The organism is Stutzerimonas sp. S1 (genome assembly GCF_025966695.1).
Lineage (GTDB): Bacteria > Pseudomonadota > Gammaproteobacteria > Pseudomonadales > Pseudomonadaceae > Stutzerimonas.
The window spans coordinates 673773-697051 of record NZ_JAOEIY010000001.1 but is presented as its reverse complement, the minus strand read 5'-3'; the positions used below and the strand labels follow the sequence as shown (position 1 = coordinate 697051).

The window sequence follows — 23279 nt, the reverse complement described above, 5'->3', positions numbered from 1 at the left end:
GTTGCTCCATTAACGATGGCTGGACATGAACTGTTTACAGCGCGCCGATTGCGGATTGTCAAATACCTGCTCGGGCGTTCCTTGTTCCTCGACCAGACCCTGGTGGAGGAAAACCACTTCGCTGGAGACCTGCTTGGCGAAATTCATTTCGTGGGTGACGAGCAGCATGGTGCGACCTTCATCGGCGAGCGACCGGATGACGGTAAGCACTTCTTGTACCATTTCCGGGTCGAGCGCCGAGGTTGGCTCATCGAACAGGATGACCTTGGGCTGCATCGCCAGCGTACGGGCGATGGCCGCGCGCTGCTGCTGGCCGCCGGAGAGTTGGTTGGGGTAGACGTGGCGCTTGTCGGCGATGCCGACCTTGGCCAGCAGCGCCTCGGCGATTTCGGTGGCTTCGGCTTTGCTCTTGCCCAGCACCCGCCGCGGCGCCTCGATGATGTTGTCGAGGATGGTCATGTGCGGCCAGAGGTTGAAGTTCTGGAACACGAAGCCCAGCTCGCTGCGTACCCGGTTGAGCTGCTTGCCATCGGCGGCGATCAGGTCGCCCTGCTTGTCGCGCTTGAGTTTGAGCGACTCGCCGGCCACCAGAATCTCGCCCTCGTTGGGGTTTTCCAGCAGGTTGATGCAGCGCAGAAAGGTGGACTTGCCGGAGCCTGAAGAGCCGAGGATGGAAATCACATCGCCATCACGAGCAGTCAGCGAGATGCCTTTGAGAACTTCCAGATCGCCGTAGCGCTTGTGCAGGTTGCGGATTTCCAGTGCAGGTATGGCCTCGGCCATGCGGGGTCCTCTTGTAGACCGGCGAAAGGCCGCCTGGGTCTGGATATTCGGTTGGTTGCGCTCCGGCGGACTGCTCGCCATCCTGGCGAGGCGCAAACCTAGCATGCACCGGAGCATGCGCCAAGCGTGAAGAATGCCGAATTAACCGGCTCTGCAGCCTCTAAAAGTGTCCAATTGCCTGTATCGCCTTCAGATGTCTCACTCCGCCCGGGCGGCCGTGGCGTCTGCGTCGGGCACCCGGCGAAGCGGGGTTAGGGCTGAGCCGGTTTCGTTTCATCAGTATCGCCGCTGAGCATTTCGTCGTGTTCCTCCATTCTCCACGGCAGGCTGCCGGGTGAGATGTGCAGGAAGTGCAGGTACTTCTCGAACTGGTCGAGGATGTCGCTGATGATGTCCTGCTGGTCGTAGCCATAGATGTCGTAGGACTGCCCGCCGCGGCGCAGGAAGACTTCCGCGCGATAGTACTGGTCCTCGCCCTCGGGGCTTTCGGACAGCGCGAAGGCCGGCATTGCGTAGCTGAGCAGGCGGATTTCGTAGATGAAATCCAGCTGATCTTCCTTGATCACCTCCAGATAGAGTCGCGAGTTCTGCTCGTCCACATGCACCTCGGCCGGCCAGTCCTGCTCGGCCAGCGCCCGCTGCACGCGCCGCATGCCCTTGAGCACGGTGCTGAACATGAAGCCTTCGACCTCTGTACGGCTGGGGAAATTGACCAGTCCGGCCAGGCGCTTCTTCCACAGCCCGGGCCCGGCGTTGCTCGCCAGGCGGCTGCCCTGCATGTGGCTCTGCAGGCTGATCTCGTGATGCCCCTCGATCACCAGCGCGCGCCACATGCCCAGCGCTGAGAGAAGCATGATCACCGCGAAGGGCAGCGCGCTGGCGATGGTCATGGTCTGCAGCGCGCTGAGGCCACCGGCGAGCAGCAATGCCGCGGCGACGGCACCTTCCGTGCTGGCCCAGAACACCCGCTGCCAGACCGGGGTTTGCGTCGCGCCGCCGGCGGCCAGCGAGTCGATCACCAGCGAGCCGGAGTCCGAGGAGGTGACGAAGAAGGTGATGATCAGTACCACGGCGATGAACGAGGCGATCGAGGTCAGCGGCAGGCGCTCGAACAGCTTGAACAGCGCGATCGCATGATCGGCCTGCACCTCGCTGATCAGCGAGTTGTAACCCTCGACCATGATCAGATGCAGCGCGGTGTCGCCGAAGATCGAGAACCACAGAAAGGTGAAGATGGTGGGTACGAACATCACGCCGAAGACGAACTGGCGGATGGTGCGACCGCGGCTGATCTTGGCGATGAACAGGCCGACGAAGGGCGACCAGGCGATGGTCCAGCCGAAGATGAACAGCGTCCAGTTGCCGATCCAGTCGCTGCGGCTATAGGCCTGCAGGTTGAAGGTGCGCTCGATGATGTTGTTCAGGTAGCTGCCGGTGTTCTGCAGGAACGTCTCGAGAATGAAGATGGTCGGACCGACGATGAACACGAACAGCATCAGTGCGATCGCCAGGATCATGTTGAGCAGTGACAGGTTCTTCACGCCCTTGTCCAGACCGGCGACCACCGAGGCGATGGCCATCAGTGTGATCACCGCGATGGCTATTATCTGCACGCTGATATCCACGGGAATCTGCGGCCACAGATAGTTGATCCCGGCGTTGATCTGGGTGACCGACAGACCGAGGGTGGTCGCGATGCCGAACAGCGTGCCGAGGATGGCGAAGATGTCCACCGCGTGCCCGATCGGCCCGTGGATGCGTTCACCGATGATCGGGTAGAGCGCCGAGCGCATCGACAGCGGCAGACCATGGCGGAATGAGAAGTAGGCCAGCACCAGCCCTGTGAGACCGTAAATGGCCCAGATATGAAAGCCCCAGTGGAAGAAGGCGATCTGCATGGCCTGCTTGGCTGCGTCGACGGTTTCTGCCGCGCCGGAGGGCGGTGTCGCGTAATGCAGCACCGGTTCGGCGACGCCGAAGAACAGCAGGGCGATGCCGTACCCGGCGGAGAACAGCATGGCGAACCAGGCAGGAAAGCTGTACTGCGGTTCGGCGTGATCCGGGCCGAGCTTGATGCTGCCCCACTTGGTCATGGCGATGCCGACGATGAACACCAGGAAGAACGCCACGGCCAGCATGTAGAACCAGCCGAAGTTGGCGGTGATGAATGCCAGAGTCGAATCGAATACCTCGCCGGCCAGCTCCGGATTGCTGATCGTGCCAATGACCAGCAGTAGGGTCACCACTACGGCGGGAACGAATACGGGAACGAGAATGATGGCTTTGGCGGCTTTCTGGTCTGAATCCATGAGGTCGACAATCTCCGCTTCGGCGACTTTGCACCGACAGGTGGGGTGAATGTGCTGTCTTGCCTCAAGCATAGACGGCGAGATCGGACGGATTACTCACCACTACATGGCTGCCCGCCGGCGTGTGCGTGGTGGGGGCGCGTGGAAGGTGTGGCGCCTGCTACCTGTCAGAAAGCCGCTTCGAGGCGGTGCTGGCGCAGGATCGTCGGCACCGTGCCGTCGTCGATGAGCGCGTCCAGGGCCGCGGCGAAGTCAGCAAATTCCTCCGCACTGACTCGCTCGCGCGACAGGCCGATGCCATACGACACCGGCTGCAGCTCACCAACCTCGCGGACGCTGTCGAGCTGTTCTGCATCGATCAGATGCCAGGCCACGTCCTGGTTGACCACGGCCAAGCCGTGCTCGCCGAAACGACCAGCATCCAGCATGCGCAGCAGGCGACGGTTGTCCGCCACCAGCTGGATCGACACCCCGGGCACCTGCTGCAGGCGCTCGCTCAGCACGAACGAGGTGCCGGAAGGGCCATAGACACCGATGGTCTTGCCGGTCAGGTCACGGGGCTGGTGATAGACGAAGGCGCTGGACTGCCGGGCGAACACGCTGTAGCGCGAAGTCACCAGCATGCGGGTGACATGGAAGGCCCGGTCGCGCGCTGGCGAGCGGATTACGGTGAAGATACCGTCCGCCTTGCCTTCTTCGGCCAGCGCCAGCGCGCGCCGCCAGGGATGCAGGGCGATCGAGCACTGCCGCTGCAGACGGGTGCAGACGCTGCGCACGATCTGCGCGAGCGGGCCGGCCGCAGGCAAGCCAGCGGAGTTCGCCTGTGCGGCGACCGTGCTGTCTGTGGCTGGGTAGGTGAACGGAGGAAAGTCCTCGGTAACGAACCGCCAGGCGCTTGCCGGCGCCGACAGTGCACTCAGGACGATCCAGATCAACAGCTTCGGAAATGCCCGCACGGCGTGCTCCTGCTCGAATAACCAGCTTCCTGACGCTGACTGGAGAATAGCGCGGCGGGTTTGACTCTGCCTGCCGAGCGCCGCTTCCGGCTGTGAAGAGTAGCCCGACAGGCGCACGACGCAGTCAGCGCGCTGTTCGCACCAGTCAATGCAACCGGCGTGGTTTCCAGCGCGGTGTTTGGGTAATGCAGAAAGATGCGGTGCTCTGGGTGGAGGCGGAGCAGGTTGCTGCGGGTGACGCACGCAACCAGATCATGAGGATTACGGCCTTTGGTGATGTGGCATGTTCCGGTAACCAGGCCGGGATCAGGCAGGCGAAGCGTTGGAAGGTGCAGAAAAGCAGACAACAAAAAACCCGCACGGGGCGGGCTTCTTGTGGGCTTTCGGGTGGCGCTGACACCACCTGAAAACGAAAGGTGGTGCCAGGGACGGAACCGAACCAATCGCTACAGGTGGCGTGTTTGCTGGGTTTGTCTGGTTCGCTAGTTTGTCGATGCCCCCAAAAATGCCCCCAAAACGAAAAGTGCCCCCCGTTCCGGCTCCAATGGCTCGTTTCGCCTTAGCGTTTTATTAGCGTGCTCCGTCCTGCTGTCATGGGGTTACCGGACTTCCCGGTATCGAACTTCAATCCGGGGCGGCTCCCCGAATCATGGGGATTTGATCGGCAGCGCATTGCCCATTTTCAAATCTGAATTATGACGGCGCGGAAATCTGGATCCACCCGTCGTTCGGGCATTGCGCTTGCTCAGACTTTCAACCGGCCCTCCCCGTGGTGTTGGGTTGCGGTTGGTCTATTTGACGGGCGTAGGTCGTCTGTCGTCTGGCTTTACAGATGACGACTAAACAACAACCAGGGCGCTGGAAAAGTTGGTAGATAGCGAAAAAGCGGGGCGCGAATCACCCGCAACGGGTGGCGGGGGTGTCCCAGTACCTTGAAGGGGGGAGTGCCGGCCACCGCTCCGAGGGTCTCCTAGGAGAAAGAGCGCGCCGGCTGTCGGGGTTACAACGCCACTGGCCGACTGGGCGTCTTGCAGGTGTTCTAGTTGCCGATCAAGGCGCTCAGGTCCACGCCTTCGGCTGCGGTGCGCAGTGTGTTCTCGTTGATTCTGCCGGCCCCCAGCTTGTTGGTCAGCGGCAGGCAGAGGTTACGCATGGTTCTGCCACTGCCTTTGGCGCTCTCCAGGGCGACCAGCTTAGCGCCTAGCTTGACCAGGCTTTCAGCGGCTGCGTCCCACTCGGCCTGCACCTTGAGGGTGTGCGCTTCGAGTCGCTGGCTGTTCGCTTCGCTCAGGCGCTGGCGCTCGACTTCGCGTCGGCCATCGATAGCGGCCAGCTCGCTCTCCATCGCGGCCACCAGGGCGCTTTGCCGTGCGGCCTTACGCTGTGCTGCCTCTGCGGCTTCGTTTGCTTTGTCCAGCTTCGATTGCGCCAAGGCTTCGGCGCGTTCGTCGCTCTGTGCGGCTGCGGCGACGTACTCGGTGGCGGCCTGTTCAGCGGCCCGCTCAGCAGCGTCCAGGTGCTCGGCAATCTCAGTGCGCAAACGCTCAAGCTTGGTGCTCAGCTTGGCGTGCTCAGCGTCGAGCGCCCCGGCTGCTTTCGTCGCGGCGGCAATCTGCTTCGTTGCGGCCTTTATGGTGCTGTCTGCGTTCTTCACCGAATCGCGCCAATCGATCAGGCGGTCTACACGCTCCAGCTCGGAGTGCAGTCGTATCTCGTCGCACTGAGCTATTCGCAGGTTTTCAGCAGCGGAGAAAAGCGTGGGGTCGGTGGTGTTCCGGTCTGCGTTGTATCGCTCCACCAGGCCGGCGAGGCGACGCTGCTCGGCTGTGTTTTCATCGATCTGGCGCAGGACTTCGGCGCGTTCTTTGTTCGGGTCGATCATCGTGTCTACCTATTCGGAGTGGTCTGCCGGCTGCGCTTGCTTGGCCAGGGCAATCAGCAGCGCGGACGCTTGAACGTCGCCGGCCTTTGCCTTGTCCCGAATGCGATCCCACGCAGCCTGTATCTCTGCCTTGCTCACGTTGCGAGCACGGCCACGGCGTCTGATTGGTTGCTCATGTTCGAAAAATGCCATTGCTTGCCCTTCGTGTCGTGAAAGACGACATGTCGCTACAGTTGCGAATGCTACGCCTGGCATTAGCAAAATCAAGCAAATGCTGTGTATTTACCCAGTATTTTTTGCACAGCTAAGCTTGTCGGCTATGTTGGCGAGTGCTCGAATCTGGCTGGCTTTCATCGGTTCGGCTCCTTTGGTGCGCCGTCTAGTTCGGCATCAGCCCAGCGCCAGCGAGCGGCGGCCAGGGCCTCGGAATAGGTCATTGGCTGTCCGACCATGTAACCAATCGCCTGGCCTGCTCGGGTGATCCTCCAGGCGGCGCGCTTCGGCTCGCTGGTGGCCTCTGGTGCGGTTGGTCGTGCTGGTGCGCTGGTCGGCTGCTGCGGATCGTTGGCAGCGGGTTGGACGGGTGGGGTAGCTGGTGCTGGTCGCGTATCGCTTGAAAGCCCCAAGTTGTCGGCAAGCTGTGCAAGTGCGCTCATTTCGCTTTCCCTTTTGTGTTTTGCCGTGGGGACAGAGGGGACAAAGGGGGCAGCCAGTAACGGCGCGGGCTGTAGCTGTCCCCTATGCCTGTCACTGGGTGGGGGCAAAGGGGGCAAATTGTCCGGCCTGTCCCCACTGTCCCCTTGCCTTTGCAGCGGGTGGGGGCAGCTCTAGCCCTTGCGGCACTAGGGCGCCCCCGCTGTCCCCACTGTCCCCAGTAGGAAATGCAAGGTTCGTTTACTGTTCCGGCTCCAGCCTGGCGGCGTCGATCCAGTACAGTTTTTCCTTGCGCCCGCTGGGCAGTCGCTTGGTGGCTTGGGCACGGCCCGGTTCACGCTTGGCAATTGCTCCGACCGACTCCAGTGCCAGCACCACGCGCCCCAGGTCGTAACCTTTGGCGGCTTCCTCCAGGCCGGGGCGGTTGAACAGGTACAGACGCCCGCTCGGGCTGTCCTCCCAATACCCGGCGCGGTCCCTGGCTTCGCCTTCGGGGTCATCGGCGGATGAAAACCGGGTGTCGCCGTGGCGGGCGATGAAGTCAGCGATGGCGCGCAATATCTGCCGATCCTCGCTTGGGCCTTGCCCCCGTCCTGCTCGCCATACCTCAAACAGCCCCAACATTGCGTCGCGGGCTGCGCCAGTCGGCAGGGGGAGAATGCCAAAGCTGATAGCCAGTTCCCCCGCCATAGCCACCAGGGCGAAGCGTTCGGCAGCGCGGCTCTCCTGCCCGCTCGTGCTGGGGTACTGGTTGCAGAGTTGTGCCAGCAGCGCGGGCAAGTCGTCCTGCTCGCCAAGCTCCAGCAGCTTGCGGATGAACTGCGGCCCTGCGTGCCCGTAGTGCGTCACACTGGCGCGCTGGATTGCGTCGGAAAACTCCCGGCCCCCGGTCATGCCGTGCAAGTTGTCCCAGGCTCCGAAAGCGCGGCGGGCGGGTATATCCAGCAGGCGGATTTCCTGCCCGGCGCGGCTGCGCTTGCCCCCTTCGGCCATCAGCGCCGATAGCCCCAGCTCACCGGATGAAAACAGCATGACGCGCCAGCGCTTCGCAGCCCGTGCCGAACCGTTGCGGGTGGCTCGGGCCTTGCCGGTGCCGTTCGCCATTGCGTAGACCACGGCGCCTATCTCCCGTGGGTCGGCCTCGCCGATCTCATCCAGCGCCAGCAGCGTGTCATTGCGTTGGCTGGCGATCCCTTCCAGCCCGTTGCCAGTGGCGCGCCAAGTGCGCTTGAAGTCCTCACCGTGCCCCCATACCGAAGCCCCGGCCAGAATGGCGGAACTCTTGCCGGTGCTGGAATCGCCGACGATGTGAAAGCCCCCGCCTTGCCGTTGGACGTGGTACAGCAGCGGCCCGGCAAGCGATGCGCACACGCTCAGCACCAGCAACGGGTTGCCTTCGCACTTGGCGCCGATGCTGTCTTGCCAGCCTTCCAGCGTTCCGCCTTGGCGGTAGTCGTCACCGTTGGCGGCTTCGCTCTGGAAGATCGCTTTGCCCTTACCGATGTTCTGGCGCGGCATGATGAAAAGTTCGCGTGTGTGCCAGCCGGTAGACGTGGCCGCTATCACGCGGTCCTTTGGGTATTGCGCGGCGATGTACTGGCAGACCTTGGCGCGGCGCTGGTAATCAATGTCCAGGCCCATGCCCAGCAGAACGGACAGGATCGAATCGGGCTTGCCCGCCAATAGCTCGTTGGGCATTGCCCAGGTCAGTTCGCGGCGGTCGGCGTTGCGGAATCGCAGCAGGCGCCCGTAATCGCCGTCCTGGCCTTCGTTGCGGGTGACGGCTTCGACGTGCAAAGGCCCGCACAGCCATTCATCGAACGGCAGATACTCGCCGCTTTGCTTGTCCAGGCTTTGCCCGTGATACCAGACGCCGGGGCGCAGCTTCACGCCGTCCAATGTGATGGTGTGTTCATACACCCGGTAACAGGGGCGCTCGATGGCTGGCGCGGCGGCTTCCGGCACAATCGGGGTAACGATGGCGGCGCTCATTGTGCGGCCCTCCAGTTGGCTAGGTCGTTGAAGTCGGAAAGCTCCAGCGGGGCATCAGCGGGGAAGGGTGGCAGCACCAGTCCGCAGCCCAGGACGGCGGCGGCTTGGGTGGCTGCGGCGCGTCCGGGGTTCCCCTTGCCCTCGGCTTCGGTCTGGCGGTCGTCATCCCCCGCGATAATCAACGGGCTGTCCGGGTGGTGCCGTTGAAGTTGGCGCCCGACTTCCAGCAGGTTGCCGGCATTCATGGCGCAGGCCACGGCGGCGCCGGTTTCGGCATGGATCGTTGCCCCGGTTGCCCAGCCTTCGCAGACATACAGCGGTTGGCCTGGCTCCAGTGTGCCGATGGGCGAATAGCAGCCCTTCACCCGGCCCCCGGACAGAAAGCGTTTGCCGCCATCCGCTGTGATGCGTTGCAGGTTGCACAGGTAGCCATCGGCGTACAGCGGCACCAGCAGAACGTAACCGCGTTGGCGCAGGCGATGCGGGGCAATGCGCTTGCGGGTCAGGTAGGGGTGTTCCGGGTCAGCCGGTCGGGCCTCGGTCCACAGCGTGCCCGCATAGCTGGCTGCCGCAATCTGGCGCCGGGTCTGGTCGGCTTCGCGTTGCTCCCGTGCCTGCTCGACGCGCTGGCGGATCAATTCGGCCTCCATCGGATCGGCGGGCTTGCGGCTGCTCCAGGTGCTTGAACCTCCCGCCTTCCAGCTCCCGAACGCACCCGACGCGATGCCGTCCAGGTGTAGGACGTACCAGCCGTTAAGCGTGCCGGGCTTGTCGTCTGGCACGCGGAAACGGTGAATGGTGCCGTCTGCTACTGGCAGCCAATCCAGCGGCCCGAACGTGGCTTGCAGGGCGTCGCGGAAGGCCAGTTCGGCTTTCTCCAGGCAAGCCGATCCCCTCGGCGCACGGGCGCCGTTTTGAATGGTCATGATTTAGCCCTCTGCGGTCGGGGACGGTGCGGCGGCCTTGCGGCAGTGTTGTTCCTCCACCGCGCCGTTCGAGGTATCGACCAGCCTGCTCGACAGCTTGCCCAGCGAGTTGATCAGCCAGCCGATATTTCGGGCGGTGTCCTTCTCCAACTCGCCAGCGTCGGCGGTGAAGGCCAGCAGCTCACCAATTGCGGCGATTCCAAGCGTCAGGTTCAGAACCTCGCAATCGGCTGTGCGCTCGATGGCTTCGAGCTTGTCATCCGAGTAATCGTTAAGAACCATCGGGTCGGGCAGTAGGTGGCTCCAGCAAACGGGCTTCATTGCGCACCCCCTACGGCGTCGGCCTTCTCTTGCAGCTCACTGGCGCGGCAATCCATGTAGTTAGCCAGATCGTCGGCCAGGTACTGCCCCAAGCTGGCCAAATCCTGCACACGGCTCGCGCGGCACTCCAGTAGGGCGGGGCTTGGCTCAAGCTCTCGGTGAATCGCAGTCATCAGGGCGGCGAGCCATCGGGCGTGCTCCTGCCCATAGCGGACCTGCTCGATTGCGTCGTCTGCGATGCTGGCCATAGCGGCGATGCGAGTACTCATTGCACACCCCCTACGGTTTCCAGAGAGCGGGCGCGGGCCATCGCTTCGTTGTAGCGGCGCAGGCGGACGGACAGGGACGAATCGGAACGCAGCGCAGCGAAGGCGCGGGCCTTCCAGGCGGCGGCGTGGGTGGACGGATTGCGGGTGGTTTGCATGGGTGGTGCTCCAACTTGAGTTGCGGAGCTGCCACGAACCGTCGCCAAACGGTTATGGGTGGCAGCCGTACGCGGGTTGGCGAACCGGGCAAGTTGGCACCCGGCAGACCTTTCGGTCTCCCGCGCACGGCTACCATAGAGCGGCATTGCGGACACAAAAAATGCGCCAGCAATGGTCTTGGGGCGCACATGCGCCAACTTGAGATTCAGGTCGCCAAACCCGGCCACGGGATTGACCGTGACGGGCGAACCATAGCGCTGCTGGTGCTGGCTGGCAAGGGTAAAGGCGATCATGCGGCCACCCCCTTCGGCTTGCAGGTAAGAGCTACCAGCACGGCGCGGGCGCGCTTGTGCTGGCTTGGCGGCAGGCTGTAGCGGGTCACGGTGCAAGGCGCGCCCCAGCGGTTCGGTACGCGCTCTTGCTTGCGCTCGATGCTCAGCCCGTAGTGGTTCGCCAGAACGGCAATGGTGCTGGGCAAACAGTGGTCGCCGATGCGCTCGGCTTCGAAGCGGTTAACGCTGGCGCCGCTCAGCAGGTGCGCCAGAATGCGAGCGATCTTGCTCGGGCCTTCGGTGGTAACATCTGCCTTGCGTGGGCGGCTTTGTTCTTCGGGACGGGTCGCCTTTTTCATTTCAGGCCACCTCGCGCTGTGCGGCCATCTGATCGCACCAGGCCAAGACTTCCGACTCGACAAAACAGCTCGATTTCGGCCCCAGCTTTACCTGTTTCGGGAAGGTTCCGGCAGCAATGCGCCGGTAAATTTCAGACGTGGAAAGGCTGGTGTATTCCTTCACTTGGGCCAGCTTGATAAAGCGGCGGGGAAGTTGGGCGGGGTTGGTATGTGCGGCCATCGTTCAAGCCCTCCAGGGCAGTGCAAAGCGTTGTTGGGAATCAACGGTTGCAATGCTGGCGAACTAAGCTGGCCGCAAAAATTCCCCCACCGTAACGGAAAAGGGGTTATCCGATACGCTTACGGGGTTTTTCGGCGGCGGCCACCTTTGCGGGCGTAGATTGGCGCGTCGGGCTTGATCCACTCTTTGACACGATCAGCGCTGCCTGGCAGTTCTTCGGTAAATCCCTCGGAAACAAGCGCCCGGTAAACCCTGTCAGCCATTTCACCAACGCGAATCGCTTGTGCGGCGTCGGCTTGCCATAGCTCGGCAGCGATGGCTTTAGCGCGCTCGATGGCCGCGGCCTTAGGGGCATTCGCTTTGACTAATGGGTCCATTCTTTTGGAAAAGCCTTTATGCCTCTCCATCGCATTGCCAGCTATAACGGACTGGCTTCCGATCATTAGCGCGACCGTGACGCCAATAAGTCTTTGCGCAATTTCTGGATATTCGGAAGCTAGTTCCTCCAGCTCGTTAAGGGCGATGGCAAACACCTTGACTGCTAGTTGCTTGTGATCAGCGTTCTCGGAAAGCATCAGCGCAGCAGCAATCAGGTCTTTGACCAGCTCTGGCGACGGGTTCCTTCCGCTATCGTGGCACTTCAGAACGCGCTTGAAGATATTTCCCGCCTGCGCGAGACGCTCCCAAGAAGGAACGTCTTTCGGATCGTAAAAGCTGTCTTTTTCATCAAGCCAATCGTCAAGTGGATCAAGCGATTCGGCGTCATCCATTCCGCTGCCCTCCCAGGCGCCCCACTTCTCGAATAGATCGGCTGGTCAGGCGGGTGGGAAATCCGCTTTTCGCTCCGTCGAGCTAGGCCAGCCAAAACCGTTAAGCCTTGCGCTTGATGCTCACCACGTTGGCGCCGGCGCATAGCGCGTCTATCGAATCGGCCCACGCTTGCATCATTTCCCGGCGCTGCTCCAGGTAGGTGGCGTGGTTGTAGGTGTCGCGGATTTCGTCGTTGTCGCCGTGGGCTAGCTGGCGTTCGATCCAGTCGCGGTTATAGCCGCGTCCGTTGAGTTCGGTGCTCAGCAGGTGACGGAAGCCGTGGCCGGTCTGGCGGCCTTCGTAGCCCATCAGGCGCAGCGCCTTGTTAATCGTGTTTTCAGACATTGGCCGGTCGGGGTTCTGCTGGCCTGCAAACACTAGCGGGTAATCACCCGTGATTTCCTTGAGCTGACGCAGGATCGCAACGGCTTGGCGAGGCAGGGGCACCACATGCGGGCGGCGGGCTTTCATACGCGCTTTCGGAATGGTCCAGGTCGCGCCGTCTAGATCGAACTCCGACCAGGGCGCTTGGCGCAGCTCACCAGGGCGAACGGCAGTCAGCACCAGCAAGCGGATGGCGCAGCGGGTCAGGGTGTTGAGCGTGGTCGATTCGATCTTGCCCAGCAGCTCGGGCAATTCGGCAAAGGCGACGTGCGGATGGTGGCGGGTGGCTTTCGGCGGCGCGGCTACCACGTCCAGATCGGTGGCCGGGTTGGCTTCGACTACGCCACTGGCCAGACCGAAGCGGAATATCTGGTGTAGCCATTGGCGAATCTTGCCAGCCGCGTTCAGCGTCCCGCGCGCTTCGACCTTGCGCACCAGCTCGACCAGCTCCGGGCGGGTGATGGCTTTAACCGGGCGCGCACCGATGCCAGGTATCAGGTCGTTTTCCATGTACAGCTTCGCCTTGTAGGCGGTGCTTTCGGCCCAGCGTGGCGCGTTGTAGGCGTACCACTCCCGCGCCAGTGTCTCGAATGTCACGCCATCGCCCCGTTGCGCTTGTTTGGCGGCTTTTTTCTCTGCGCTGGGGTCAGCCCCTTGGGCCAGCAGCTCGCGTGCGTCTGTGCGCCTCTGGCGGGCTTGCTGTAGAGACACGGCAGGGTAAGCGCCCAAGGCCAGCCGCTTTTCCTTGCCATCGAAACGGTACTTGAGGCGCCACAGCTTCGAGCCGTTGGGCGTCACCTCCAGATATAGCCCTTGGCCGTCCGTCAGCTTGTAGGGGCTGTCCTTGGGCTTGGCTACCTTGATCGCGCTGTCCGTCAGCGGCGTGGCTTTCCGTGGCATGGGGCGCACCTCGTAGGGGCATAAATTTGACCGAACCGGCCATGCCCCAAAGAATGCCCCTAAAGATTGGGGCTTACAAGGGTTTCCACGGGAAGTATAGACAACAAAAAACCCGCACGGGGCGGGCTTCTTGTGGGCTTTCGGGTGGTTTTGACACCACCTGAAAACGAAAGGTGGTGCCCAGGGACGGAATCGAACCGCCGACACGGGGATTTTCAATCCCCTGCTCTACCGACTGAGCTACCTGGGCAACGGGGCGCTATTAGACGGATTTGGCTTTTGCCTGTCAAGCGTGGCCAGGAAAAAATTTAGCCTGGACGGGCGCTTAGCGTCGCTGCGTGGTCATTGGCGGCCTGCATCACTCGCTGGGCGGCACGTAGCCTTCTGCTTTGGCGTAATCCTCGCCGGAGAAGAACTTGTCCATTTCGCCCTGGAGAAACTTGCGGTCCTCGGCGTTCATCATGTTCAGCCGACGCTCGTTGATCAGCATGGTCTGATGCTTCTGCCAGTCATCCCAGGCTTGCTTGGAGATGTTGTTGTAGATGTCCTCGCCTTTCTGTCCCGGAAATGGTGGGCGCTCGAGGCCGGGGAGCTCCTGGTTGTACTTGCGGCAATTCACGGTGCGGGTCATTGGTCTTCTCCTGCATGCAATTCAGCGGCGGCGCGCTTGAGCAGTGTCTTTACCGGCGCGGCAAGGCCGAGACGCGGCGGGGTGGCGAGGTTATACCAGAGCCAGTCGGCCTCGGCCACGGCGTCGGGCGCGGACTTGACTTTGATCAGCCAGGGCTCGATGGCCAGCTGGAAGTGGCTGAAGGTGTGGGTCAGCCCTGGCAGCTCGCGGCGCTCTTCCAGTTGCAGCGCATGACGCTCCGCCAGCGGGTCGAGGGCCTCAAGGTCGTCCAGCTCCGGCAGGCTCCAGAGTCCGCCCCAGAGGCCGGTTGACGGACGTCGATAAAGCAAAATGGCGCCTTCGCGATTGGCCAGCAGCGGCATTAGCGTGCGTTTTTGCGGCAGCGCCTTGCGCGGCTTGGGCACCGGGAAGTCGGTTTCACGGCCCAGCAGATGGGCACGGCAGCCGTCCTTGAGCGGGCAGAGCAGGCAGCTCGGCCGGCTGCGGGTGCAGAGGGTGGCGCCCAGATCCATCATCGCCTGGGTGTAATGGTTTACCCGCTGCTGCGGCGTGAAGCGCTCGGCCGCCTCCCACAGCTGGCGGGCTACCTTCGGTTCGCCCGGATAGCCATCCTGGGCGACATAGCGGGCCAGCACGCGCTTGACGTTGCCGTCGAGGATCGGCGCGCGCAGCCCCATGCTGATGCTGGCGATGGCGCCTGCCGTGGAGCGACCGATTCCTGGAAGTTCGGCGAGCCGGTCGACGTCTTTCGGAAAGACGCCGCCATGTTCGGCAACGATGAGTTTTGCGGTCTTGTGCAGATTGCGTGCGCGGCTGTAGTAGCCGAGCCCGGTCCACAGGTGCAGCACTTCGTCTTCCTCGGCGGCGGCGAGCGCCTCGACGGTAGGCAGCGCCGCCATGAAGCGGTCGAAGTAGCGGAGCACGGTGCTGACCTGGGTCTGCTGCAGCATGATCTCCGACACCCACACCCGGTACGGGGTGATGTCCTGCTGCCAGGGCAGATCTTTGCGGCCGTGGCGGTCGTACCAGTCGAGGACCGCCGCGCCGAACTGCTCGGGACTCATCGCTTGAACAGGCCCTTGAGCGCGTCCTTGAGTTCCGGGCTGACCTTGTCGCCGAGCTTCTCTTCGAGCTTCTCGCTGAGCTTTTCGCCCGCTAGCTTGCCCGCGACCTTGCCGAGGGCGTCCTTGTCGAAGCGGCAGGCCTTGGCGCCCAGCTCCAGCGGGCCGCGGCAGCGCAGCGGCCATTCGATGCCGACGTAGCGTTCGTTGACCTGGCAGGCCGGGTCGGGCATCGCGCCCATGTCGCCTTCGATGAGGATGCCGACGCGGTAGTCCATGCCCAGTACGCGCAGATCGACGTCGCCATTGCCGTTGACCGTCAGGCCGGGAATGCTGGCCTTGAGATCGGGGTTGCTGGCCACGCCGTCACGCAGGGTCAGGTTGCCCTTGAGTTCGCGGAACGGGGTGTCCTTGCTGCGCGGCTCGCTGGTCAGCACCTTGCGGTTGAGGGTGGCGATTGCGCGGCAGAGCTGCTGCTCGAGATTGGCGTCGACCAGCACACCGTTGTCGACGATGAAGCCGATGGTGCCGCCGAGGTGGTCGACCCAGTCCTTCTGGCTGTTGCCCTGGGTGCGCAGGTCGGCGTCGAGATTGAGCAGGCCTTTAAGGGTGACTTTTTCGCCCTGGCTTTCCAGCAGGCGTTCGACGGGAATGCGGTTGAATCGCTTCTGAACGCTCAGCAGGGGAGTGGGTGGGCGTACATCGAGGCTGGCCGCGGCCTCCAGTCCACCGCCATAAAGATTGCTACGCAGTTCCTGCAGGGTGAGCAGGCCGCCCTGACTGCGCGCCTTCAGCACGAAGTTTTCCAGCGGCAGCTTGCGCACGGTGAGGTTGCCGACGGCGAGGTTCAGATTGGCGTCGAGGCTGCGCAGCTGCTCGAGCGGCAGCATCTTCTCCGAGCTCCAGGCCTGCTGGGTCGGTTTGTCCGGTAGCGGTGTGGTGCCACTGCCGACGGCCGTCGCTTCGGTCGTTTTGACTTCGCTTTGGCGTGCCGCGCTTTCCGGCGTTTCCTTGGCTGCCGGTGGCAGGTAGCGATCCAGGTCGAGGCGGTCGCCCTTGAGGTTGAGCCGCAGCGCCTGGCGCGCGAAGTCACTGATAGCGATCTCGCCGGTGAAAGTGCTGTCGTCCAGCTTCAGCGTCGCCTCCTCGAGGGTGAGGCTGGTCTGGCTGCCGGCCAGCCGCGTCACCAGTTCAACCTTGCTCAGGGCGCTGGCGTCGGCCATGGCGGGCAGTTGCTGGCCGAGGCCTTCGAGCAGTTGGCGGAGGTTGAACTGCGCCACGGACAGCGCGCCGCTGAGCTTGGGTTGGCTTTCCAGATCGCGGATCTTGAGCTCGCCGAGCCCGCGCAGTTCGTTGGCGGTGAGCTTGAGGCCGTTCCATTCGGCGACCTGCGCCGCGCGATCGACCAGCAGCTGGCCCTGGGCGCTGAAGGTCAGCGTCTTGCCGTTGAGCGGTTCGCCCGAGGCTTCGCCGGCCAGGCGCAGATCCTCGAACTGGTAGCGTTTTAGCTTGTTGTCGAAGCGCAGTGAGCCCTGCAGTTCGGTGCGCGCGCGCATCACCGGCTTGTTGCTGCCGAAAAAGGCATTGAGCTTGACCGGGATGGCGGTGCCTTCGCGAATGGCGCCGGTACTCAGTTCGATGCCCTCGGCGCTGTATTGCTGGCCGGTCGTGGCATCGTGGTAGGTGACCCGTGCATCGCTGACGGTGAGGCTGTCGATATCCAGCTTGAGCGGTTTGCCGCCTGCGGCTGGTGCGGCGTCGGCTGGTGCGGCGTCGGCGGGTTCGGCGGGCGCCTCGGCGGGCATTGGCGGCTGCTCGCCGGTTGCCAGGCGTGGTGGTTCGCCAATGCCCTCCCAGTTGCCGCGACCTTGCTCGTCGCGGCTCAGGGTCAGGTTGAGGCCGTTGACGGTGATGTCGCTCATCTGCACTTCACGGCTCAACAGCGGCATCACCCGCACCGAAAGGCCGAGCATGCGCAGATCGGCGAAGGGCTGCTCGGGCGTCTGCGTGCTGGCCAGCGTGGTTTCGTGCAGTTCCAGGCCGAGCCAGGGGAACAGGCTCCAGCCGATATCGCCATTGATCGCGAGCTCCAGGCCGGCCTTGTTGCGCGCCAGTTCGCGGATCTCGTCCTTGTAGTCGTTGGGATCGAACAGGTGGGTCAGGGCGAAGCCGAGGGCCACGATGATCAGCAACAGCCCGAGAATGACCAAGCCCAGGATTTTGCCGAGCGATTTCATGGACGAGTCCTTGTGTTAGAGCGTTCTGGAAGGAGCGAAGTATAGCCCTGTGCCAGCCCGTTGTTCGGCGGGCGGTCGGCTTTGGAGTGGCAGGGCGGGTGCGGGTTCCGCAGGTAGCGCGCGTCGCTGGTTCAGAGCGGGTCCAGGGGCAGGTGCGCCCGCGCGGCGAGGGCGCTGGCTTCCAGGTGCCCGTCCGGTGCGGCCAGATGCAGCGGCTTGCCGGCCTCGCTGGCCAGGCGCTGGGCCTCTTCCAGCAGGCGACGACCGACGCCGCGCTTGCGGGTCAGCTTGCGCACGCACAGGTGCGAGAGCCGCCAGGTCTGCTCGTCTCGGCGCAGCAGCGCGGCGCCGAGCAGGCGGTCGTTGAAACGACCGGCGATCAGGCTGCCGTCGGCCAGCCCGGCCTCGATTAGCGCCTCGGCGCTGGCATAGGGGGCCAGCAGCCAGGCGGGGGCATCGGCGTAGATTTTCGCCAGATCGGTACGGTCCTGCTGGCTGGCTTGGGTGACGGTTTCGACGTAGACGGGCATGTTGACCTTGCGGGCGGCTGGGCGGAGATGGCGCAAAGCATACCGCCGAAGGCGCTGGGTCGCACGGCGGCCGGCGCGGCGCGGGCTCGGGCCGCCGCGTGCGTATCCCCGGCACGGGCTTTGCGCCTATAATGTGGCCCTTTTTCGCCCCACGATCAGCGGAGCTGTCGATGTCCGAACGTACGGCATGCGTAGAGCGCAACACCCTGGAAACCCAGGTCAAGGTCACCATCAATCTGGATGGCACCGGCAAGGCGCGTTTCGCCATCGGTGTGCCTTTTCTCGAGCACATGCTCGATCAGATCGCCCGTCACGGGCTGATCGACCTGGATATCGAATGCAACGGTGACCTGCACATCGATGACCACCACACCGTCGAGGATGTCGGCATCACCCTCGGCCAGGCCTTCGCCAAGGCCATCGGCGACAAGAAGGGCATGACCCGCTACGGGCATTCCTACGTGCCGCTGGACGAAGCACTGTCGCGCGTGGTGATCGATTTCTCCGGGCGCCCGGGGCTGACCATGAACGTGCCCTACACCCGCGCGGTGGTCGGCAAGTTCGACGTCGACCTGTTCCAGGAATTCTTCCAGGGCTTCGTCAACCATGCCCTGGTCACCCTGCACATCGACAACCTGCGTGGCACCAACACCCACCACCAGATCGAGACGGTGTTCAAGGCCTTCGGCCGCGCGCTGCGCATGGCCATCGAACTCGATCCGCGCATGGCCGGGCAGATGCCGTCGACCAAGGGGTGCCTGTAATGCAGACCGTTGCCGTCATCGACTACGGCATGGGCAACCTGCATTCGGTGGCCAAGGCGCTGGAGCATGTCGGCGCCGGCCGCGTGCTGATCACCAGTGATGCGCAGGTCATCCGTGAGGCCGACCGTGTGGTGTTTCCCGGCGTCGGCGCGATTCGCGACTGCATGGCCGAGATCCGCCGGCTGGGCTTCGACGAGCTGGTCCGCGAAGTCAGCCAGGACCGCCCGTTCCTCGGCATCTGCGTCGGCATGCAGGCCTTGATGGAGCGCAGTGAGGAGAACGACGGCGTCGACTGCATCGGCCTGTTCCCCGGCCAGGTGCGCTTTTTCGGCAAGGATTTGCACGAGGACGGTGAGCACCTGAAGGTGCCGCACATGGGCTGGAACGAGGTCAAGCAGGCGGTGGACCATCCGCTCTGGCACAACATTCCGGACAATGGCCGCTTCTATTTCGTGCACAGCTACTACATCGAGGCCGGCAACCCGCGTCAGGTGGTCGGTCGCGGTCACTACGGCAAGGACTTCGCCGCGGCGCTGGCCGACGGCTCGCGCTTCGCCGTGCAGTTCCACCCGGAGAAGAGCCACACCCACGGCCTGCAGCTGCTGCAGAACTTTGCCGCCTGGGATGGCCGCTGGTAATGAGCCGGGCCAAGGGCAAGCCACCGATCCTCGCGCTGGACAGTGCGCAGGAGCAGGTGGCGCAACGGATCCTCAAGGCATTTCTCGCTGAACGCTTCGAGCTGGAGCTGGGCTCCTTTGAGGTGCAGGAAATCCTCGATCTGTTTGCCCGGGAAATCGCTCCGCACTACTACAACAAGGCGATCTTCGATGTGCAGGCGCACCTGAAAGACAGGTTCGAGAGCATCGAAAGCGACTTGTGGGCGCTCGAGAAGAGCTGACCCTTAACCGACACTGGATTTGAACAGGTTCGAGCCATGCTGATTATTCCCGCAATCGATCTGAAAGACGGCGCCTGCGTGCGTCTGCGCCAAGGCCTGATGGACGACGCCACGGTGTTCTCCGATGACCCGGTGGCCATGGCCGCCAAGTGGGTCGAGGCCGGGTGCCGTCGTCTGCACCTGGTCGACCTCAACGGCGCCTTCGAGGGCCAGCCGGTCAACGGCGAGGTGGTCACCGCCATCGCCAAGCGCTATCCGAACCTGCCGATCCAGATCGGTGGCGGCATCCGCTCGCTCGAAACCATCGAGCATTACGTGCGCGCCGGCGTCAGCTACGTGATCATCGGCACCAAGGCGGTCAAGCAGCCGGAGTTCGTCGGCGAGGCCTGCCGCGCCTTTCCGGGCAAGGTCATCGTCGGTCTGGATGCGAAGGATGGCTTCGTCGCCACCGATGGCTGGGCGGAAGTCTCCAGCGTGCAGGCAGTCGATCTGGCCCGCCGCTTCGAGGCTGATGGCGTCTCGGCGATCGTCTATACCGACATTGCCAAGGACGGCATGATGCAGGGCTGCAACGTCGAAGCCACCGTGGCCCTGGCCAACGCCAGTCGCATCCCGGTGATCGCTTCCGGTGGCATCCACAACCTCGGCGACATCCAGAAGCTGCTCGATACCAACACGCCCGGCATCATCGGCGCCATCACCGGCCGCGCCATCTACGAAGGCACGCTGGATGTCGCCGAGGCGCAGGCGCTCTGCGACCTGAAGACCAAGGACGAATAAGCCGTAGGGTGGACAACGCTGCGCTTGTCCACCATGCATTCGGTGACCCGGTGGACAACGCTGCGCGGCTGACCACCCTACGAGAGAGATCGACCATGGCCCTGGCCAAACGCATCATTCCCTGCCTCGACGTCGACAACGGCCGCGTGGTCAAGGGCGTCCAGTTCGAGAACATCCGCGACGCCGGCGACCCGGTGGAAATCGCGCGCCGCTACGACGAGCAGGGCGCCGACGAGATCACCTTCCTCGACATCACCGCCAGTGTCGACAACCGCGACACCACCCTGCATACCGTCGAGCGCATGGCCAGCCAGGTGTTCATCCCGCTGACCGTCGGCGGTGGTGTGCGCACCGTGCAGGATATCCGCAACCTGCTCAACGCCGGCGCCGACAAGGTCTCGATCAACACCGCGGCGGTGTTCAACCCGGATTTCGTCGGCGAGGCCGCGGACCGTTTCGGCTCGCAGTGCATCGTCGTCGCCATCGACGCCAAGAAAGTCTCCGCGCCGGGCGAGCTCGGCCGCTGGGAGATCTTCACCCACGGCGGCCGCAAGCCCACCGGGCTGGACGCGGTGGAATGGGCGAAGAAGATGGAAGCGCTAGGCGCCGGCGAGATCCTGCTCACCAGCATGGATCAGGACGGCGTCAAGAGCGGCTACGACCTGGGCGTCACCCGCGCCATCAGCGAGGCGCTGTGCATCCCGGTGATCGCCTCCGGCGGCGTCGGCAACCTGCAGCACCTGGCCGATGGCATCCTCGAGGGCAAGGCCGACGCGGTGCTGGCCGCCAGCATCTTCCATTTCGGCGAATACACCATCCCGGAAGCCAAGGCCTATCTGGCTGCGCGCGGCATCGTAATGCGCTGATCGTGCAGCTGGTTGAGCGAAGGGCTTCGCTCTCGATACATGGACACGTCCGCCGGACTTGCGGATCAGCACTCAAGAGGACTCAGTAATGTTGAAAATTTCCATCGCCGCTGCGGCATTCGTGCTCGGCGCCGCGCTGGCCCATGCCCAGGCGCCGGCGAAGATCGACCTGCTGACCGAGAACTTCCCGCCCTACAACATGGCGGACGATGGCAAGAACTTCGCCCGCGACGAGCACATCACCGGCATTGCCGCGGACATCGTGCGCGAGATGTTCAAGCGTGCCGGTGTCGACTACACCCTGACGCTGCGCTTCCCCTGGGAGCGCATCTACGGGATGGCGCTGGAGCAGCCGAACTATGGGGTCTTCGTCACGGCGCGGCTGCCTGAGCGTGAAGAACTGTTCAAGTGGGTCGGCCCCATCGGCCCGGACGACTGGGTACTGCTGGCCCGTGGCGACAGCACGATCAGCCTGAGCAGTTTGGATCAGGCGCGGCAGTACAGCGTCGGTGCCTACAAGGGCGATGCCATCGCCGAGCATCTGCAAGGCCAGGGCCTGCAACCTCAGCTTGCGTTGCGTGATCAGGAGAACGTGAAGAAGCTGCTCGATGGCAAGATCGACCTCTGGGCCACCGGCGATCCCGCCGGCCGTTATCTGGCGCGCCAGGATGGTGTGACTGGGCTCAAGCGCGTGCTGCGCTTCGACAGTGCCGAGCTCTATCTGGCGCTGAATAAGCAGGTCGATGACCAGACGGTGCAGCAGTTGCAGCGGGCGCTGGATCAGATGCGCGCGGAAGGCGTAGTCGAGGCGATCAACGCGCGTTACCTGCAGTAATGAATCGGGGCGCCGAGGGCGCCCCAGTGGTTACAGCTTGGCCTTGCCCAGCAGCCCGCCCAGGGTCGATTGCAGGTCGGCCGGGAGCACGACCATCTTGGCGTTGCCGCTGCCGGCGAGGTTCTCCAGCGAGGTGATGTACTTCTCGCCGAGCAGGTACATCATCGGGCCGCTGTCGGTGCCGATGCTTTCTGCCACCAGTTTGATTGCGGTGGCTGAGGCGGTAGCCAGTTCCACCTGGGCCGACGCGTCGCGCTTGGCCGACTCAAGGCGGGCCTCGGCTTCGAGAATTGCCGCCTGCTTGGCGCCTTCGGCACGGGTGACAGTCGCCTTGCGCTCGCGCTCAGCCGCAGCCTGCATCTCCATCGCACGCTGCATGGACTCGGACGGCGAGATGTCCTGAATCTCGATGCCCTTCACCGTCAGGCCCCAGTCACCCGCCTGCTCGGCCATGCTGTCGCGCAGCTTGGCCTTGATGACGTCGCGCGAGGACAGCGCTTCGTCCAGCTCCATCTCGCCGATGATCTGCCGCAGGGTGGTCTTGGTCAGGTTGGAGATTGCCGATTTGTAATCGGTGACGCCGTACACCGCCTTCACCGGGTCGGTCACTTTGACGAAGCACAGCGCGTTGGTCAGGATCACCGCATTGTCCTTGGTGATGACTTCCTGCTGCTCGATGTCGAGGATCTGGTCCTTGGTCACCAGCTTGTAGGCGACGTTGTCCATGTACGGCACCAGGATGTTGAGGCCGGGAATCAGCGTGCGCTGATAGCGACCGAGGCGTTCGACGATCCATTCGTCGCCCTGCGGAACCAGGCGCACGCCCTTGGCAATGGTGATGAGGATGATGGCCGCGACTACGACCGCAATGACTAGACCGGGTGTCATAAAACAGCTTCCTTGTTGATTGAGTTGTTCCGCTTGCCGCCGGCATCAGGCCTTGGCGACTTTCACGCTGTTGCCTTCGAAGGCGAGGATGCGCACCCGCTCTCCGGCGGGAATCGCTTCATCGGCCATGCAGTTCCACTGCTCGCTGCCGAGGATCGGCTTCTGGAAGCGCACCTTGCCATGCTGGAAGGGTGCGACCGCACTGACCAGCAGGCCCACTTCGCCGATGACTTCACCCTGCGCGGTGCCCGACTGCGTCTTCAGCCGGGTGCCGGCGAATACCTTGAACCACAGCAGCACCATCACCAGCGAGGCAGCTGTCCACAGCGCGATCTGCGCGGTCAGCGAAAGCCCGGGTAATAGCCACATGGCCAGCGCAACCAGCAGGGCGCCGATGCCGAACCAGAGAATGAAGAACGAGGGCACCACCAATTCCATAAGAATCAGCACAGCCCCCGCGACGATCCAATACCACCACTGAATATCCATGCGGTTCCCTGCACATAAAGTGTTGCAGCCGACCGCCCCGCGGTCGGATGCACGGCTAGGTTATACGGACGACGGCGTTGCGGCACGCCCAATTCACCGGGTTGCGC

27 protein-coding genes and 1 tRNA gene are annotated in these 23279 nt (G+C 63.5%); 8 read left to right on the top strand and 20 right to left on the bottom strand.

What is annotated here, in order from left to right; translation table 11 throughout:
- Positions 1 to 9: 9 nt before the first annotated feature.
- The 3 genes from N8H22_RS03165 to N8H22_RS03155 all read right to left on the bottom strand — a co-directional run bounded on the left by N8H22_RS03165 (position 10) and on the right by N8H22_RS03155 (position 4024).
- Positions 10 to 783, bottom strand: a complete 774-nt coding sequence (locus N8H22_RS03165; RefSeq protein WP_264589163.1) for an ABC transporter ATP-binding protein — start codon at positions 781 to 783, stop codon at positions 10 to 12.
- A gap of 251 nt (positions 784 to 1034) precedes the next feature.
- The gene (locus tag N8H22_RS03160) at positions 1035 to 3092 is read right to left on the bottom strand and encodes a BCCT family transporter (protein ID WP_264589162.1); all 2058 of its coding nucleotides are present in this window, start codon (positions 3090 to 3092) and stop codon (positions 1035 to 1037) included.
- Positions 3093 to 3259: 167 nt separating this feature from the next.
- On the bottom strand, positions 3260 to 4024 hold the full coding sequence (locus tag N8H22_RS03155) for a transporter substrate-binding domain-containing protein (protein WP_264589337.1): 765 nt from the start codon (positions 4022 to 4024) through the stop codon (positions 3260 to 3262).
- A gap of 209 nt (positions 4025 to 4233) precedes the next feature.
- Here N8H22_RS03155 and N8H22_RS03150 point away from each other — a divergent pair, with 209 nt between their 5' ends.
- Positions 4234 to 4455, top strand: a complete 222-nt coding sequence (locus N8H22_RS03150; protein ID WP_264589161.1) for a hypothetical protein — start codon at positions 4234 to 4236, stop codon at positions 4453 to 4455.
- Between the two features lie 632 nt (positions 4456 to 5087).
- On the opposite strand, the gene N8H22_RS03145 is transcribed toward N8H22_RS03150, so the two are convergent.
- Positions 5088 to 5588, bottom strand: a complete 501-nt coding sequence (locus N8H22_RS03145; protein WP_264589160.1) for a hypothetical protein — start codon at positions 5586 to 5588, stop codon at positions 5088 to 5090.
- Between N8H22_RS03145 and N8H22_RS03140 the strand changes: the two genes are divergently transcribed.
- Entirely contained in the window at positions 5565 to 6143 is a 579-nt protein-coding gene (locus N8H22_RS03140) for a hypothetical protein (RefSeq protein ID WP_264589159.1), read from the top strand. The genes N8H22_RS03145 and N8H22_RS03140 overlap by 24 nt on opposite strands.
- Before the next feature lie 681 nt (positions 6144 to 6824).
- Here the strand turns inward: N8H22_RS03140 and N8H22_RS03135 are convergent.
- The 14 genes from N8H22_RS03135 to panM form a co-directional block, all read right to left on the bottom strand.
- Positions 6825 to 8576 carry a DUF927 domain-containing protein gene (locus N8H22_RS03135; RefSeq protein WP_264589158.1) on the bottom strand — a complete coding sequence of 584 codons (1752 nt, stop codon included), beginning with the start codon at positions 8574 to 8576 and terminating at the stop codon, positions 6825 to 6827.
- The gene (locus N8H22_RS03130; RefSeq protein ID WP_264589157.1) at positions 8573 to 9502 is read right to left on the bottom strand and encodes a toprim domain-containing protein; all 930 of its coding nucleotides are present in this window, start codon (positions 9500 to 9502) and stop codon (positions 8573 to 8575) included. Before N8H22_RS03130 ends, N8H22_RS03135 begins: the two co-directional genes overlap by 4 nt.
- Before the next feature lie 3 nt (positions 9503 to 9505).
- Positions 9506 to 9823 carry a hypothetical protein gene (locus N8H22_RS03125; protein ID WP_264589156.1) on the bottom strand — a complete coding sequence of 106 codons (318 nt, stop codon included), beginning with the start codon at positions 9821 to 9823 and terminating at the stop codon, positions 9506 to 9508.
- Positions 9820 to 10092 (bottom strand): hypothetical protein, encoded by a 273-nt coding sequence (locus tag N8H22_RS03120; protein ID WP_208217019.1) that lies wholly within the window; start codon positions 10090 to 10092, stop codon positions 9820 to 9822. Before N8H22_RS03120 ends, N8H22_RS03125 begins: the two co-directional genes overlap by 4 nt.
- Positions 10089 to 10541 (bottom strand): hypothetical protein, encoded by a 453-nt coding sequence (locus N8H22_RS03115; RefSeq protein WP_264589341.1) that lies wholly within the window; start codon positions 10539 to 10541, stop codon positions 10089 to 10091. Before N8H22_RS03115 ends, N8H22_RS03120 begins: the two co-directional genes overlap by 4 nt.
- Positions 10538 to 10879 (bottom strand): hypothetical protein, encoded by a 342-nt coding sequence (locus N8H22_RS03110; RefSeq protein ID WP_264589155.1) that lies wholly within the window; start codon positions 10877 to 10879, stop codon positions 10538 to 10540. Before N8H22_RS03110 ends, N8H22_RS03115 begins: the two co-directional genes overlap by 4 nt.
- A 1-nt stretch (position 10880) precedes the next feature.
- A complete protein-coding gene (locus tag N8H22_RS03105; protein ID WP_264589154.1) occupies positions 10881 to 11099 on the bottom strand; it encodes an AlpA family transcriptional regulator in 219 nt (72 codons plus the stop codon).
- A 119-nt stretch (positions 11100 to 11218) separates the two neighbouring features.
- Positions 11219 to 11869: a hypothetical protein gene (locus N8H22_RS03100; protein ID WP_264589153.1), complete on the bottom strand. Its 651-nt coding sequence runs from the start codon at positions 11867 to 11869 to the stop codon at positions 11219 to 11221.
- A 100-nt stretch (positions 11870 to 11969) separates the two neighbouring features.
- The gene (locus N8H22_RS03095; RefSeq protein ID WP_264589152.1) at positions 11970 to 13193 is read right to left on the bottom strand and encodes an integrase arm-type DNA-binding domain-containing protein; all 1224 of its coding nucleotides are present in this window, start codon (positions 13191 to 13193) and stop codon (positions 11970 to 11972) included.
- Between the two features lie 174 nt (positions 13194 to 13367).
- Positions 13368 to 13443 (bottom strand) — tRNA-Phe (locus N8H22_RS03090).
- 108 nt (positions 13444 to 13551) lie between these two features.
- Positions 13552 to 13824 (bottom strand): oxidative damage protection protein, encoded by a 273-nt coding sequence (locus N8H22_RS03085; protein ID WP_125920783.1) that lies wholly within the window; start codon positions 13822 to 13824, stop codon positions 13552 to 13554.
- On the bottom strand, positions 13821 to 14888 hold the full coding sequence (gene mutY, locus N8H22_RS03080; protein WP_264589151.1) for an A/G-specific adenine glycosylase: 1068 nt from the start codon (positions 14886 to 14888) through the stop codon (positions 13821 to 13823). The genes N8H22_RS03085 and mutY overlap by 4 nt, the downstream gene beginning before the upstream one ends.
- Entirely contained in the window at positions 14885 to 17122 is a 2238-nt protein-coding gene (locus tag N8H22_RS03075) for an AsmA family protein (RefSeq protein WP_264589150.1), read from the bottom strand. The genes mutY and N8H22_RS03075 overlap by 4 nt, the downstream gene beginning before the upstream one ends.
- A gap of 131 nt (positions 17123 to 17253) precedes the next feature.
- The gene (gene panM, locus N8H22_RS03070) at positions 17254 to 17652 is read right to left on the bottom strand and encodes an aspartate 1-decarboxylase autocleavage activator PanM (RefSeq protein WP_264589149.1); all 399 of its coding nucleotides are present in this window, start codon (positions 17650 to 17652) and stop codon (positions 17254 to 17256) included.
- Positions 17653 to 17822: 170 nt separating this feature from the next.
- Here panM and hisB point away from each other — a divergent pair, with 170 nt between their 5' ends.
- The 6 genes from hisB to N8H22_RS03040 all read left to right on the top strand — a co-directional run bounded on the left by hisB (position 17823) and on the right by N8H22_RS03040 (position 21795).
- Positions 17823 to 18416, top strand: a complete 594-nt coding sequence (gene hisB, locus N8H22_RS03065; protein ID WP_043295197.1) for an imidazoleglycerol-phosphate dehydratase HisB — start codon at positions 17823 to 17825, stop codon at positions 18414 to 18416.
- Positions 18416 to 19054: an imidazole glycerol phosphate synthase subunit HisH gene (gene hisH / locus N8H22_RS03060; protein WP_264589148.1), complete on the top strand. Its 639-nt coding sequence runs from the start codon at positions 18416 to 18418 to the stop codon at positions 19052 to 19054. Before hisB ends, hisH begins: the two co-directional genes overlap by 1 nt.
- Positions 19054 to 19314, top strand: a complete 261-nt coding sequence (locus tag N8H22_RS03055) for a DUF2164 domain-containing protein (RefSeq protein WP_264589147.1) — start codon at positions 19054 to 19056, stop codon at positions 19312 to 19314. The genes hisH and N8H22_RS03055 overlap by 1 nt, the downstream gene beginning before the upstream one ends.
- A 36-nt stretch (positions 19315 to 19350) precedes the next feature.
- On the top strand, positions 19351 to 20094 hold the full coding sequence (gene hisA, locus N8H22_RS03050; RefSeq protein WP_264589146.1) for a 1-(5-phosphoribosyl)-5-[(5-phosphoribosylamino)methylideneamino]imidazole-4-carboxamide isomerase: 744 nt from the start codon (positions 19351 to 19353) through the stop codon (positions 20092 to 20094).
- A gap of 95 nt (positions 20095 to 20189) precedes the next feature.
- On the top strand, positions 20190 to 20960 hold the full coding sequence (gene hisF / locus N8H22_RS03045) for an imidazole glycerol phosphate synthase subunit HisF (RefSeq protein WP_264589145.1): 771 nt from the start codon (positions 20190 to 20192) through the stop codon (positions 20958 to 20960).
- Positions 20961 to 21048: 88 nt separating this feature from the next.
- Positions 21049 to 21795, top strand: a complete 747-nt coding sequence (locus tag N8H22_RS03040) for an ABC transporter substrate-binding protein (protein ID WP_264589144.1) — start codon at positions 21049 to 21051, stop codon at positions 21793 to 21795.
- A gap of 30 nt (positions 21796 to 21825) precedes the next feature.
- Here N8H22_RS03040 and N8H22_RS03035 read toward each other — a convergent pair whose 3' ends face one another.
- A complete protein-coding gene (locus N8H22_RS03035; protein WP_264589143.1) occupies positions 21826 to 22683 on the bottom strand; it encodes an SPFH domain-containing protein in 858 nt (285 codons plus the stop codon).
- A gap of 45 nt (positions 22684 to 22728) precedes the next feature.
- Positions 22729 to 23172: an NfeD family protein gene (locus N8H22_RS03030; RefSeq protein WP_264589142.1), complete on the bottom strand. Its 444-nt coding sequence runs from the start codon at positions 23170 to 23172 to the stop codon at positions 22729 to 22731.
- Positions 23173 to 23279: the final 107 nt, after the last annotated feature.

Excerpts from the sequence above, each read along its gene's own strand:
- N8H22_RS03165 (WP_264589163.1), bottom strand. The coding sequence starts at position 783 with ATGGCCGAGGCCATACCTGCACTGGAAATCCGCAACCTGCACAAGCGC.
- N8H22_RS03160 (WP_264589162.1), bottom strand. The coding sequence starts at position 3,092 with ATGGATTCAGACCAGAAAGCCGCCAAAGCCATCATTCTCGTTCCCGTA.
- N8H22_RS03150 (WP_264589161.1), top strand. The coding sequence starts at position 4,234 with ATGCAGAAAGATGCGGTGCTCTGGGTGGAGGCGGAGCAGGTTGCTGCG.
- N8H22_RS03135 (WP_264589158.1), bottom strand. The coding sequence starts at position 8,576 with ATGAGCGCCGCCATCGTTACCCCGATTGTGCCGGAAGCCGCCGCGCCA.
- N8H22_RS03130 (WP_264589157.1), bottom strand. The coding sequence starts at position 9,502 with ATGACCATTCAAAACGGCGCCCGTGCGCCGAGGGGATCGGCTTGCCTG.
- N8H22_RS03125 (WP_264589156.1), bottom strand. The coding sequence starts at position 9,823 with ATGAAGCCCGTTTGCTGGAGCCACCTACTGCCCGACCCGATGGTTCTT.
- N8H22_RS03120 (WP_208217019.1), bottom strand. The coding sequence starts at position 10,092 with ATGAGTACTCGCATCGCCGCTATGGCCAGCATCGCAGACGACGCAATC.
- N8H22_RS03115 (WP_264589341.1), bottom strand. The coding sequence starts at position 10,541 with ATGATCGCCTTTACCCTTGCCAGCCAGCACCAGCAGCGCTATGGTTCG.
- N8H22_RS03110 (WP_264589155.1), bottom strand. The coding sequence starts at position 10,879 with ATGAAAAAGGCGACCCGTCCCGAAGAACAAAGCCGCCCACGCAAGGCA.
- N8H22_RS03105 (WP_264589154.1), bottom strand. The coding sequence starts at position 11,099 with ATGGCCGCACATACCAACCCCGCCCAACTTCCCCGCCGCTTTATCAAG.
- N8H22_RS03100 (WP_264589153.1), bottom strand. The coding sequence starts at position 11,869 with ATGGATGACGCCGAATCGCTTGATCCACTTGACGATTGGCTTGATGAA.
- N8H22_RS03095 (WP_264589152.1), bottom strand. The coding sequence starts at position 13,193 with ATGCCACGGAAAGCCACGCCGCTGACGGACAGCGCGATCAAGGTAGCC.
- N8H22_RS03085 (WP_125920783.1), bottom strand. The coding sequence starts at position 13,824 with ATGACCCGCACCGTGAATTGCCGCAAGTACAACCAGGAGCTCCCCGGC.
- mutY (WP_264589151.1), bottom strand. The coding sequence starts at position 14,888 with ATGAGTCCCGAGCAGTTCGGCGCGGCGGTCCTCGACTGGTACGACCGC.
- N8H22_RS03075 (WP_264589150.1), bottom strand. The coding sequence starts at position 17,122 with ATGAAATCGCTCGGCAAAATCCTGGGCTTGGTCATTCTCGGGCTGTTG.
- panM (WP_264589149.1), bottom strand. The coding sequence starts at position 17,652 with ATGCCCGTCTACGTCGAAACCGTCACCCAAGCCAGCCAGCAGGACCGT.
- hisB (WP_043295197.1), top strand. The coding sequence starts at position 17,823 with ATGTCCGAACGTACGGCATGCGTAGAGCGCAACACCCTGGAAACCCAG.
- hisH (WP_264589148.1), top strand. The coding sequence starts at position 18,416 with ATGCAGACCGTTGCCGTCATCGACTACGGCATGGGCAACCTGCATTCG.
- N8H22_RS03055 (WP_264589147.1), top strand. The coding sequence starts at position 19,054 with ATGAGCCGGGCCAAGGGCAAGCCACCGATCCTCGCGCTGGACAGTGCG.
- hisA (WP_264589146.1), top strand. The coding sequence starts at position 19,351 with ATGCTGATTATTCCCGCAATCGATCTGAAAGACGGCGCCTGCGTGCGT.
- hisF (WP_264589145.1), top strand. The coding sequence starts at position 20,190 with ATGGCCCTGGCCAAACGCATCATTCCCTGCCTCGACGTCGACAACGGC.
- N8H22_RS03040 (WP_264589144.1), top strand. The coding sequence starts at position 21,049 with ATGTTGAAAATTTCCATCGCCGCTGCGGCATTCGTGCTCGGCGCCGCG.
- N8H22_RS03035 (WP_264589143.1), bottom strand. The coding sequence starts at position 22,683 with ATGACACCCGGTCTAGTCATTGCGGTCGTAGTCGCGGCCATCATCCTC.
- N8H22_RS03030 (WP_264589142.1), bottom strand. The coding sequence starts at position 23,172 with ATGGATATTCAGTGGTGGTATTGGATCGTCGCGGGGGCTGTGCTGATT.